Genomic DNA, 12,183 nt, shown 5'->3' with positions numbered 1-12,183 from the left:
AGTGTATTTATGGTAGATGTTCAGACGCAAAAAAAGCAGGTAGAAAAATTAATATCACTCAATAGAGTTACTAAAGTAGTTAAAGGGGGAAGAAGGTTCTCTTTTGCTGCTTTCATGGTTGTTGGAGATGGAGAAGGACATGTTGGTTGGGGTTTTGGCAAAGCAAATGACGCTAGTGATGCAATAAAAAAAAGTTTAACAAGTGCTAGAAAAAATTTGAGATTTGTTCCGATTCGAAAAGGAACATTGCCTCATGAGGTTATTGGTTGTTTTAAAAAAGCTAAAGTTTTAATTAAGCCAGCTACGCATGGTACCGGTGTTATTGCAGGAGGTCCTGTTCGTGCTGTAATGGAAGCTTTAGGAGTACACGATATTTTAAGTAAATCCCTTGGTTCTAATAATTCTATGAATGTAGTAAAGGCAACCTTTAAGGCATTTGATTTAGTTTTAGATGCTAAAAAAGTAGCAGAGATGCGAGGGAAAACTTTAAAAACTTTATGGGGTTAATATATGATTAAAAGGAAACTTAGATTACAATTAAAGAAAGCTAGGTTTAATGCTTCAAGGTCTAGATCTAAAAATAAATATTTTATTAGAAGAATGGAAAAAAATAGGGAAGTTATTTCTAAAAACAATATTAATGTGCAAGTTTTTCTTGTAAGAAGTCTTATTGGAAAATTAAATAAAAAGGTCAAAATTTTAAAAGCATTGGGTTTAAAAAAAATAGGCGATAAAAAGGTTCATTTTCTAAATGAATCGATTAAAGGCATGCTTAACGAGACTATTAATATGATTTTATTAAGCGAGGTAAGTAATGTTTAGTCTATTAAAGCCTAAGGGGGCAAGCAAGCGACGTAAAATTGTTGGCAGAGGTCCAGGTTCAGGGCTCGGTAAAACTTCTGGGAGAGGGCAAAAGGGGCAAAAAGCAAGAAATACTTCGCCAAGACTTGGATTTGAAGGCGGTCAGACTCCTCTTTATAGAAGATTGCCAAGAAGAGGTTTCTCTAATAATAATTATAAATTAGAATATGCAGTTGTTAATCTTGGAGATATCGATAAAAGATTTAAGGATGGACAGGTGGTCAACTATGATACTTTACTTGAGAATAAACTTATAAGAAAAAAAGATAAAAAAATTAAGATTTTATCTAATGGCAGGCTTACAAAAAAAGTTTCCTTGGAGGTTTCTAAAATTTCTAAATCGGCCGAAAGCCTCGCAATAGAAGTTGGTTGTAGTATTAAATTGGTTTAGAGTGGAATAAAAATGAAAGAATTGTTTTTAAGTTTATTTACTGTTAAGGATTTGAGGAATAAATTCTTATTTACTCTATTTATTCTTGTTCTTTTTAGAGTTGGTTCGTATTTGCCAATACCAGGAATAGATTCTGTAGCGCTTAAAAGTTATTTCAGATCACAATCAGATTTTTCAATTGCCAATTATTTTGACTTTTTTTCGGGCGGAGCTTTTAGTAATTTTTCTATATTTATGCTTAGTATAGGGCCTTATATTTCAGCATCTATTATTGTTCAGCTTCTTGTTTATTCTTTTCCTTCTTTGAAAAAAATGCAAGAAGGTGATGGTGGGAGGCAAAAGACTAAAAAATATACAAAATATTTAACAATAGTTGCAGCTGTAGTTCAAGGATATGCGACAAGTCTTTATGCAAGAGGAATCCCGGGTGCTGTTACTATTCCTTTTTATAGATATATATTTATTGCTATTTTAACAGTTACTACAGGAACATTTATTCTTTTGTGGTTTGGGGAGCAGATTAATCAAAGAGGTGTCGGGAATGGAACATCTTTGATAATTTTTTCCGGTATAGTAGTTAGACTTCAAGCAGCTTTGTTTAATTTATTTCAAAGTATGCAAGATCCTTCTCAAAACGTTAACCCTGTTTTTGTGATTCTTGTTATAAGTATATTTATTTTAGTTGTTATCTTGATTATATATGAATATAAAGCTCAAATGCGAATTGCTATTCATTATGCTAGAGCAAATTCTAATAGTACTGTTAGTTCATATTTGCCGATTAAATTGAATCCATCAGGCGTTTTACCTGTTATTTTTGCATCTGTTTTAATAACTTTGCCTTTACAAATTTTAAGTGGTTTTGCAGAAACTTCTTCTATAGCCAGACAAATTTTATCTTATTTAAGGCCTAATGGATTTTATTATACTTTTTTGAATGTAGTTTTGATTATCGGATTTACTTATTTTTATTCCAAGATTCAGTTGAGTCCTAAAGATATAAGTAATAATATTCGTAAGAATGGGGGGGCTATTCCTGGAATAAAGTCTGACGAGATGGAAAAATATTTAGATGAAATTATGAATAAAACTTTATTTTCAGGGTCTATTTTTTTGTCCATTATTGCAATTATTCCTTTTTTAGTGCAAAATATTTTTAGATTTCCACATGATGTTTCTAGGATAATGGGAGGGTCTTCTTTACTTATTATGGTAGGAGTTGCGCTTGATACATTAATTCATATTGATGCTTATTTAAAGACCCAAGGATTTTCTCATAGAAATAAAAAAAATTATGCATTTTTGCAAAAAATTTAGGAGTGTTTGACTATGAAAGTTAGGGCAAGTGTAAAGCCAATTTGTGAAAAATGTAAAGTTATAAAAAGAAAAGGTGTATTAAGAATCATTTGTGATAATTTAAAGCACAAACAAAGACAAAAGTAAGAATTAGAGGATAATATGGCTAGAATATCGGGAATAGATTTACCAAGCAATAAGCAGTTAAAAATAGCGCTTACTTCTATTTATGGTATAGGTAGAACAAGAGCTTTAGAAGTTTGTAATAGGTCAAATATTTCTCCAAGCAAAATTGCTAAAGATCTAGATAATGATGAGGTTAATCGACTTAGAAAGGTAATTGAAAGTGATTACGTTGTAGAAGGAAAACTTAGAAGTGAAGTTGCTATGTCTATTAAAAGGCTTATGGATATAGCATGTTATAGGGGTGTTAGACATAGGAAAGGATTGCCCTTGAGGGGACAGAGAACTAAAACTAATGCAAGAACTAGAAAAGGGAAGAGAAAGACTGTAGCTAACAAAAAGATAGCTAGCAAATAAAATAGTTTTTAAGATTTGGAGGGTAAGTTGAGCGCAAGATTATCAACTAATAGTAAAAAAAAAATTAAAAGAAATATCGGAGAGGGAAACGTTTATATACAAGCTACTTTTAATAATACCATAGTTACTGTATCTGATATAAAGGGGAATGCTTTAGCTTGGGCGAGTGCTGGTGGGATGGGTTTTAAAGGAGCTAAAAAGTCGACCCCATATGCTGCTCAAATAACAACAGAATCTGCTCTAAATAAAGTGAGGGATTTTGGAATTAATCATGTTCATGTTTATATAAAAGGTCCAGGTATTGGCAGAGAATCTGCAATAAGAGCTATCGGTTCGACTGGAATGGCTGTAAAATCAATTTCAGATGTTACCCCAATTCCTCATAATGGGTGTAGACCTAAAAAAACCAGACGAGTTTAGCTAGAAGGAGTTATGATGCCTGTGGAAAAATTTTTGAAAGATTTCACTATACCTGAAAAAATTGAATTTTTGAAAAGCCAAGATGATGGATCTTATGGTAAATTTACTATATATCCTTTTGAAAGAGGTTTTGGGGTTACTATAGGTAATACTTTAAGGCGCGTGTTGCTTTCTTCTATTGAAGGTTATGCTATTACTGCTATGAGAGTTCAGTCTAACAATAAAGACTCGTTGTCAAAGGTTGTTTCAAGTGAATTTGATTCGATTCCTGGAGTTTCTGAAGATACTCTTGAGGTCATTGCTAATATTAAAAATATTCATTTGAAGCTTGGAGAAGGAGAGCAAAGAAAAACAATAAGTTTTAGTGTTAGCGGTAAAGATACCAATGTTTTGAAAGCTTCTCATTTTGAAAGAGATGGAGTTGAGGTTTTTAATAAGGATTTAGTTATAGCTACTTTATCACATGATGTAAATTTAGATCTTGAATTTCAAATTAATTATGGTAGAGGTTATGTTTCTTCTGAACAAAATTCCAAGTATTTAGAAGAAGTCAATGTTATTGCTTTAGATTCTATATTTTCGCCTATAGAGAAAGTTTCATATTCTGTAGAAGATACTAGGGTTGGTCAAAGATCAGATTATGACAAGCTTGTAATGGAAATTTGGACTACAGGAGTTATTTCTGCCAAAGACGCAATAAAAAAGGCTGCGTCAATAGTAAGAGATTTTTTGTTTCCCCTTGTAGATTTTGAAGATAATGATGCTAATACATCTTTTGAAAAATCAAAATCAGAAAGTTCTAATTTACTTGATATGAGTATTGAGAAATTGGATTTGTCAGTCAGATCTTTAAATTGTTTGGCCAAGGAAAATGTTAGAACTTTAGGGGAGCTTATTAGTAAAAATGCAGAAGAGCTTTCTAAGGCAAGGAATTTTGGAAAAAAAAGTTTAGAAGAGATAATTGAAAAACTAGGTTCTTATCGATTGTTTTTAGGAATGTCTAAAGAAGATGCTTTGTCTGTATTGAGCAAGAATGTTAAAATATCTGAATAAAAGGAGAGTTTAGGTTGTTTCATGAAAACAAAATTGGGTTTTAATAGATTAAGTAGGAAGTCTAGTCACAGGAGAGCACTTTTAAGAAATATGGTAATTTCTTTTTTAAGACATGAAAAAATTTCTTCTACCAAGGCAAAATTGTTTGAAGTTAAAAGATTCTCTGAAAGATTGATTACAAAAGCAAAAGTTGATACTGTGCATAATAGACGAGAATTATCAAAATTTATACATGATAAGTATATTTTAAATAAGCTGTTTACCAAAATTTCTCCTGTTTTCAAACAAAGAAGTGGCGGGTATACTCGTATGATTAAATTAGGTAAAAGATATGGAGATGCGGCTGAGATGGCTATCCTAGAATTAGTTGAAAAGTCTTTAAAAGTTGAATAATTAATATAGCATACTGTTTAAAGATTAAATTTGAATTGCTTTTAAACAGCATAGGAGTTAAATGATATGATATATATTATTTTTTCTTCTATTTTTGCTGGCTTTATATTAGGATTTTTATTAAGAGTTTTTTTAGGTAGATTGTCTTTATTAGATTTAGAAAAAAATCTGAAAAAAGTAAGAGTAGAATCACAATTAGAGATAGAGAATGAAAGAAGGCAAGTTATTGCTAATGCAAAATCTCAAATGCTTAAAGAAAAAAACCAGCAAGATAGGGATATAAGAGATCGAAAAAATGAGATTGTTAATCTAGAGAAAAGATTATTACAAAGAGAAGAGACTTTAGATAAGAGAATATCTGCTCTTGATAAACAGCAGTCTAGAGTTGATTTTAAAATTAAAGAATTTGAACAAAAAGAAAAAGTAATAAGAGAAAAAGAAGCCGATCTTGTTAAAAGGTTAGAGAATATTTCTGGTCTTACAAGAGAAGATGCAAGGAAAATTGTAATTGAAAAAGTTGAGCATGAGTCTAGAAGGGATGCTCAAGTTATTATCAATAAAAGCGAACAGGAAGCGCAATTATTAGCAGATAAAGTTGCAAAAGATATTCTAGTATCTACTATGCAGCGTATTGTTACAGAAGTAAGTTCGGAGTTTACAGTAGCTTCTGTTGAATTACCTAATGATGAGATGAAAGGAAGAATTATAGGTAAAGAGGGGCGCAATATTAGGGCTCTCGAGACTTTAATAGGAGCCGATATTATTATTGATGATACTCCTGAAGCTGTTGTTATCTCTTGCTTTGATCCAATAAGAAAAGAGCTTGCCAAGAGGACTTTAGAAAGACTTGTTACAGATGGCAGAATTCATCCTGCTAGGATCGAAGAAGTTGTATATAATGTTACCAATGAAATAAATAGCATTATTCAAGAAGAGGGTGAAAAAGTAGTTTTTGATCTTAATATACATGGGCTTGATAAGAGACTTATTAGAGGGTTGGGAAGGCTTTATTTTAGAAGTAGTTATGGTCAAAATGTTTTAAGTCATTCTAAGGAAACGGCTATAATAGGAGAAATTTTAGCTAAGGAGATGAAATTAGATCCTATTATAGTAAAAAGAGCGTGTCTTTTGCATGATATTGGAAAAGGAATGGAAAGTATTTCTGAGAATAGCGAAGGACATGCTATTACTGGCGCTGAGCTTGCTCAAAGTTGCGGAGAGAGCGAAATTGTTGTCAATGCTATTGCTGCTCATCATAATGAAGTGAAGCCCGAGAGCCTTGAGGCTATTGTTGTTCAAATAGCAGATGCCATCTCGGCATCTCGTCCTGGAGCAAGGCGAGAAAGTTTAAATAACTATATTAATAGACTCAAAAGACTTGAAGACATTGCCTATAGTTTTGAAGGTGTTCAAAAATGTTACGCGATTCAAGCTGGTCGCGAAGTTAGGATTATTGTTGACAATGTTTTGGTTAATGATGAAAAGTCAATTTTACTTGCAAGAGATATTGCTAAGAAGATAGAAACTGAAATGAGATATCCTGGAAAAATTAAAGTTACAATTATTCGTGAAACCAGAGTTATTGAATATGCAAGATAGCATTATTAAAACCTTAGTAATTGGGGATATAATAGGTGAGAGTGGATTAAAAAAAGTTTTTTTTAATCTTAAAAATATTAAGAACAAATATAGAATAGATTTAGTAATTGCTAATGGAGAAAATTCTTTTAATGGTTTTGGAATAACCCCAGAAATAGCAAATAATCTTTTTAGAGCGGGTGTTAATGTTATCACTACTGGGAATCATGTGTATTCTAATTGTAAAATAAATGATTATCTGAATAAGCAAATGTATATCTTAAGACCGAATAATTTTTCAGATTTGTTAGATGGACATGGTTATTGTTTTTTAACCGTTAAAAATGAAAAGGTTGCTGTGATTAATGTTCAAGGTGTTTTAAATATGAATTTTATCGTTAAGAATCCCTTTGATAATACAAAAAAATTGGTTAATATGCTCAATAATAAGGCTAGGACCATTTTTGTAGATTTTCATTCTGAGAGTAATTATGAAAAAGAAAGTTTTGGATATTTTTTAAATGGCTTTGTAACAGGTGTTGTTGGCACTCATACTCACGTTATGACTAAAGATGAGAGAATATTATCAAAAGGGACTGCTTATATTAGTGATGTTGGAATGACAGGTGGGTTAAATTCTGTAATAGGATTTAACCCCAATATTTCTCTTAAAGGTTTACTTGAATATACTCTCTTAAGAGCCGAAGTTGTGGAAGATGACATAATTTTACAAGGAGTTATTATTACTTCTAATTTAAAGACAGGCCGTGCTTTAAAAATTGAAAGGATTCAAAAATAATTTATTAAATATACTTTGTAAAAAGTATCCAGAAAAAACACGAAAAGAATTAACAGTTTTGATTTTAACAGGAAATGTATATGTAAATTCTCATAAAGAAAAAAATCCTAAAATGTTAATAAACAAAACAAGTAAAATAGATTTGGTTACGAATGCTTGTCAAATGTTTGTATCAAGGGGAGGTTATAAGCTTTTAGAAGCCCTTAAAGGTTTTAAAATTGAAGTTAAAAATAAAATTTGTGTTGATGTTGGCTCTTCAACTGGAGGTTTTACCGATTGTCTTTTGCAGTTTGGTGCCAATTTTGTTTATTCAGTTGATGTGGGTATTAATCAACTTTCTTATAAATTGAGAATTGATCCAAGAGTTAAAGTTTTAGAGAGAACTAATATTTTTGATATTACAGAATTTAAAATTGTGCCTAATTTTGCCGTTGTAGATGTTTCTTTTAGATCGTCAATAAGTATATGTGTGAATTTAATAAATAAACTTTCTGATAATTTTATCATAGTTTTGATCAAACCCCAATTTGAGGTCAAGAGTTTGAATTTAGATATAAAAGATTTTAATGGTGTTGTGAATGGTAAGTATTTGAAAATAATTTTACAAAGTGTAATTGAAAAATTTTATAAAAATAAATTACAAGTTAAAAATATATTAAAGTTAAAAACCAAAGGTAAAAAAGGTAATCAAGAGTTTATGTTTTTAGTTGTTAGGTCTAGTGTTTTAAACATTGCAAGCTCTATGCAATTGCTTAGTAATATTGAATTTTAATATTTATCCAAAGTCTTTTTATTTAATATTCCTGAGAAGTTTAAATTTAATTCTTCAAGTATTATTGGATTATTTTCTATTGTTAGAATTATTCCTTCAATTCCTTTAATTTCAAGACATGTTAAGATTATTTGAGCGATTTGATTAATTATTCCTTCAATTCCGAAACTATTTTCATAAAATTCTTTAGATAAGTTTATTTTAGCAATTCCTTCGCTTAAACTTAAGTTTAAAAGCTTAGTTTTTATAGGGATTAAACTTAAAAAATTATTTTTTAACTCGTATTCATTTGGCCCTTTGATTAAAGATTTTATTGCTTCTTCAAGAATATTTTTGTCGTAATAAATAGCTCTTTTTACAGTTTGTCTTAAAAAATAGCCTTCTGAGGTGACCTTTATAAAATAAAGTTTGATGAATTTTTTGTTTTTAAGGTTATTATTTCTTTGGCTTTGCTTAAGTTCTTCTTCAAGTTTTTTTATTTCAGGTGGTTGGATTAAAAAACTTTCATTTTTAAGTATTTTTATATTTGTTGTTTTATTAGCATCTTTTTTGGCTTCAATCAACTTATTATTTTGTATTTGACTTGATTCAAATAAATTATTTTCGTAATTTTTTTCTTTAAAGATATGCATAATGAGTGAATTTTTGATTATTAATAGTACGCTAATTATTGTTAAAATAACAGCAACTAAAATTAAAAGTATGTCTGATTTGGTTGATCTTGAACTTTTTTTTCTTTTCAATATAAACACTCATGTGCAATTGGCATAAATACTAATATTTGATATTATAATGGAAATATCAGAATAAATAAAGAGGTGTATTTTCTTTGCTTAGTTACAAAAAGGTTCTTATTGTTGGTAGACCAAATGTTGGAAAATCTGCTTTATTTAATCGAATTTTAGATACAAAAAGAAGTATCACTGAGAGTGCTTACGGTGTTACTAGAGATTTGATTGAAGAGGTTTGTAAGGTTGGTTCTTTTAATTTTAAATTAATTGATACTGGAGGATTTACAATCTTAAAGGATGAGATTAGCAAAATTGTTGTTCGAAAGGTTTTAAGTTCTTTAAAAGAAGTTGATTTAATTTTATTAGTTTTAGATATTAATGAAATTTTACTTGAAGATTATGAGATTATTGAAAGACTGAGAAAATATAGTAATAAGGTAATTTTGGTTTTAAACAAAGTGGATACTAAAGATAAGGAATTTTTGGCTCACAAATTTCATAATTTGGGGTTCAAACGCTATTTTTTAGTTAGTGCAGCTCATTGTCGAGGCATTACTAAGCTTAGAGATTTTTTAAAAGTAGAAGTTGGCGAAGCTAATATTGAAGATGAAATTGATATTAAGATTGGGATTATAGGTAAGCCCAATTCAGGAAAATCTACTCTTATTAATTATTTATCTGGAAGTGAAATTTCAATTGTTTCAGATCGACCCGGCACTACTAGAGATTTTATTAAAACTAAACTAACTAGAAATGGGAAAGTTTTTGAGATTATTGATACAGCCGGGATAAGGCGTAGGGCAAGAGTAAATGAAATTGTTGAATATTATTCTGTTAATAGGGCATTAAAAGTAGTAGACGTGGTGGATATTGTGTTTTTATTGATTGATGTTAAAGAAGAGTTAACCTCTCAGGATAAAAAGATTGCTCATTATGCTACTAAAAAGGGGAAGGGAATTATTATTGTGTTTAGTAAATGGGATCTTGTGGGAGAATCTAAAGGCTATTTTGAAGCCTTAAAGAGTCGTGTGAAATTTTTTTTCCCTGTTTTAAATTTTGCTCCTGTATTTAGAATTTCTGTTCATGAAAAGATAGGTTTAGATTCTCTTTTTAAAGAAGCCTTGAAGTTAAAAAATCAGCTTGAGCTTAAAACTAGCACCCCAGATCTAAATAAAATGTTAAATTTATGGATCAAAGATTATCATTTAAGTATTTCTCATAAAATAAAATACATTACACAAGTTAGTTCTAATCCCGTCAAGTTTATTCTTTTTGCAAATAAAATAAAGAATTTTCCAAATTCTTACTATAATTATTTAGTAAATAATTTGCGTAAAATTGGATATAAAAATATTCCAATTTTAGTAGAATTGAGGGAAAAAATAAGAGATTTAAAGTGAAATATATATTTTTATTCTTAATAATTAGGAGTCTAAATCTTTTTGCTTTTGAGAGTTTTTTTTATGATTTTGATGTAAGGACTAAGTATTCAAAATATTTCAATTCAAGCCATGTGCAAAAAAAAATAACCCCAATAAAGCATTTTATTACTGAAAATTATTACATTGAAGTTTCAAGTGCAGTTTCTTCTGAACATGTTTACTATTCTTTTTTTAATAAAAAGAAGAATGTGGATTATATTTTCCCAGGGTCTTATGTGATTAAAGTGGGCAAAGAGGGTATTGAACAAATAAAAATATTTTTTATAAACAGGGGAGATACCTTTATCAGAATAAAGTCTGCAAAATTTTCCTCTAGTGCTGATTTTTATTTAGTAAATACTTTGATTTATAAGGATATTAAATTGCCTTTTAAGATTGAAGACATTGCAGTAATTTCTCTTAGAAATATAATAAATTATATTTCTAGAGTTATTGATTTTAGGTATTTTATTCCTGAATATTTTGATATTTATAAAAATGTTTCTAATATGGCAATTAATTTAAGAAATGCTCTTTCAGCTTTTTCTATTGCTGAGGTTGTTGACGGTGCAATGGATGAGTATGGCAAAATGGTCTACATAGAAACTGGCTTTTTACAGAAAGATCCCGTAGGGTTTAATTGTTCAGGATTTGTTAAATGGGTGGCGGATTCAATTTATAAATCAATGACGGGACGACTTTTGAAAATTGATGACCTTAAGATTAGGCATATTGGTGTTAGAGGTGGTGTTTTTACCAAAAACCATGAATTTAGTAAGGATCCTTTTTTTGGTCTTGATTGGATTCGTAATATTGCTTATAGAATAAATAATATTAATATAGATTTAAATTTATCTAAAATTAAGGAAAATGATGTCAATAATATTAAGTTTTTTGATTATATTGACAATCGAGGCTATAAAATTGAAAATTTAGAATTTTTATTATATAGTTTGGCTTTAGATGAGCCTGGATACATTTATTTTGGATCTATTAGTACTGGTGTTAACAATTTATCGAGTATAATGCTTCATAAACATGTTGTTTTGTTTCTTCCATTTCTTGATGAAAATAGGATTTTTAAAGTTTCTATTAATGAGGTTAATGCCGAGACTTCAATCAAGTCTCTTCAAAAAAGATATCCAAGATCTTATATTCATTTAGTTAGAGTTAAAGTTCCTGAAAATTTACCTATAGTATTTATACCTATAAAGGCAAATAATCAATCATCATGATTAAAGCTGTAGTATTCGATTTAGACGGCACCTTGTATCCCGAGGTGGATAGAAATAAATTAATGTTTTTTGAATTTTTAACCAATATTAAGTTTTTTTTAGCTTTTAAACAGATTCGAAAAAAAATACGAATTTTACAAAACAATCAATTTTCACCTTCAAATAGGGATGAATTATTTTTCCTTCAAGTTGAAATGCTTTCTAGGTATTTAAATCTTGATGAGAATCAATGTGCTTTTTTATTAAATAAAATATATTATAGTCAGACTTTTAGCGATAGGTTTAAAAAACTCAAACCATATCTTGGGGTTCAAGATTTAATCTATTGGCTTAAATTTAAAGGAATAAAATTAGGCGTAATGTCAGACTTTCCTATTTTAGGGCGTGTCAAAAATTTATTAGGCATTCAAGACAGTTTTTGGGACATTCTTCATTCCTCAGAAGATACCGGATATTTAAAGCCACATAAAGCACCCTTTTTAAAAGTTATTGAGGATTTGAATTTAAATAGTAATAATATTTTGTATGTGGGAAATTCTTATGAATATGACATTTTGGGTGCGAAAAATGTTTCAATGAAAGCAGCTTTTTTTTCTAAAAAGAATATAAATTGCAAGGAGATGATTGATTTTATTTTTCATGATTATAAGTACTTGAAAGAATATATACGTTTGAATATATAGAACATGGGTA

At 29.4% G+C, this 12,183-nt stretch carries 16 protein-coding genes; 15 read left to right on the top strand and 1 reads right to left on the bottom strand.

What is annotated here, in order from left to right; genetic code table 11:
• The first annotated feature begins 9 nt into the window (after positions 1–9).
• The 12 genes from rpsE (at position 10) to QIA41_RS01735 (ending at position 8,103) form a co-directional block, all read left to right on the top strand.
• Entirely contained in the window at positions 10–507 is a 498-nt protein-coding gene (gene rpsE / locus QIA41_RS01790) for a 30S ribosomal protein S5 (protein ID WP_320292345.1), read from the top strand.
• Between the two features lie 3 nt (positions 508–510).
• Positions 511–822, top strand: coding sequence for a 50S ribosomal protein L30 (gene rpmD / locus QIA41_RS01785; protein WP_320292344.1), 312 nt, complete (start codon positions 511–513; stop codon positions 820–822).
• Entirely contained in the window at positions 815–1,252 is a 438-nt protein-coding gene (gene rplO, locus QIA41_RS01780) for a 50S ribosomal protein L15 (RefSeq protein WP_320292343.1), read from the top strand. The genes rpmD and rplO overlap by 8 nt, the downstream gene beginning before the upstream one ends.
• A 12-nt stretch (positions 1,253–1,264) precedes the next feature.
• Entirely contained in the window at positions 1,265–2,569 is a 1,305-nt protein-coding gene (secY, locus tag QIA41_RS01775; RefSeq protein WP_320292342.1) for a preprotein translocase subunit SecY, read from the top strand.
• 12 nt (positions 2,570–2,581) lie between these two features.
• Complete coding sequence (gene rpmJ / locus QIA41_RS01770) at positions 2,582–2,695, top strand: 50S ribosomal protein L36 (protein WP_004790059.1); 114 nt, start codon at positions 2,582–2,584, stop codon at positions 2,693–2,695.
• A 15-nt stretch (positions 2,696–2,710) separates the two neighbouring features.
• A complete protein-coding gene (gene rpsM / locus QIA41_RS01765; protein ID WP_320292341.1) occupies positions 2,711–3,088 on the top strand; it encodes a 30S ribosomal protein S13 in 378 nt (125 codons plus the stop codon).
• Between the two features lie 27 nt (positions 3,089–3,115).
• A complete protein-coding gene (gene rpsK, locus QIA41_RS01760) occupies positions 3,116–3,508 on the top strand; it encodes a 30S ribosomal protein S11 (protein ID WP_320292340.1) in 393 nt (130 codons plus the stop codon).
• Between the two features lie 15 nt (positions 3,509–3,523).
• On the top strand, positions 3,524–4,561 hold the full coding sequence (locus QIA41_RS01755; RefSeq protein WP_320292790.1) for a DNA-directed RNA polymerase subunit alpha: 1,038 nt from the start codon (positions 3,524–3,526) through the stop codon (positions 4,559–4,561).
• Positions 4,562–4,582: 21 nt separating this feature from the next.
• Entirely contained in the window at positions 4,583–4,954 is a 372-nt protein-coding gene (gene rplQ / locus QIA41_RS01750) for a 50S ribosomal protein L17 (protein ID WP_320292339.1), read from the top strand.
• Between the two features lie 66 nt (positions 4,955–5,020).
• On the top strand, positions 5,021–6,553 hold the full coding sequence (gene rny / locus QIA41_RS01745) for a ribonuclease Y (RefSeq protein ID WP_320292338.1): 1,533 nt from the start codon (positions 5,021–5,023) through the stop codon (positions 6,551–6,553).
• On the top strand, positions 6,543–7,331 hold the full coding sequence (locus tag QIA41_RS01740) for a TIGR00282 family metallophosphoesterase (RefSeq protein WP_320292337.1): 789 nt from the start codon (positions 6,543–6,545) through the stop codon (positions 7,329–7,331). Before rny ends, QIA41_RS01740 begins: the two co-directional genes overlap by 11 nt.
• A complete protein-coding gene (locus tag QIA41_RS01735; RefSeq protein WP_320292336.1) occupies positions 7,312–8,103 on the top strand; it encodes a TlyA family RNA methyltransferase in 792 nt (263 codons plus the stop codon). Before QIA41_RS01740 ends, QIA41_RS01735 begins: the two co-directional genes overlap by 20 nt.
• Here QIA41_RS01735 and QIA41_RS01730 read toward each other — a convergent pair.
• Complete coding sequence (locus QIA41_RS01730; RefSeq protein ID WP_320292335.1) at positions 8,100–8,846, bottom strand: GerMN domain-containing protein; 747 nt, start codon at positions 8,844–8,846, stop codon at positions 8,100–8,102. The genes QIA41_RS01735 and QIA41_RS01730 overlap by 4 nt on opposite strands.
• A gap of 86 nt (positions 8,847–8,932) precedes the next feature.
• On the opposite strand from QIA41_RS01730, the gene der reads away from it, so the two are divergent.
• From der to QIA41_RS01715, 3 genes are read left to right on the top strand one after another with little or no spacing between them, the layout of a single operon-like run.
• Positions 8,933–10,234 carry a ribosome biogenesis GTPase Der gene (der, locus tag QIA41_RS01725; RefSeq protein ID WP_320292334.1) on the top strand — a complete coding sequence of 434 codons (1,302 nt, stop codon included), beginning with the start codon at positions 8,933–8,935 and terminating at the stop codon, positions 10,232–10,234.
• Positions 10,231–11,490 carry a hypothetical protein gene (locus QIA41_RS01720; protein ID WP_320292333.1) on the top strand — a complete coding sequence of 420 codons (1,260 nt, stop codon included), beginning with the start codon at positions 10,231–10,233 and terminating at the stop codon, positions 11,488–11,490. Before der ends, QIA41_RS01720 begins: the two co-directional genes overlap by 4 nt.
• A complete protein-coding gene (locus QIA41_RS01715) occupies positions 11,487–12,173 on the top strand; it encodes an HAD family hydrolase (protein ID WP_320292332.1) in 687 nt (228 codons plus the stop codon). Before QIA41_RS01720 ends, QIA41_RS01715 begins: the two co-directional genes overlap by 4 nt.
• The last annotated feature ends 10 nt before the right edge of the window (positions 12,174–12,183 follow it).

Origin of the sequence: Borreliella sinica, assembly GCF_033969665.2 — a bacterium.
In the GTDB taxonomy this organism is placed as follows: Bacteria; Spirochaetota; Spirochaetia; order Borreliales; family Borreliaceae; genus Borreliella; species Borreliella sinica.
This window is presented reverse-complemented; position numbering and strand designations above follow the sequence as displayed.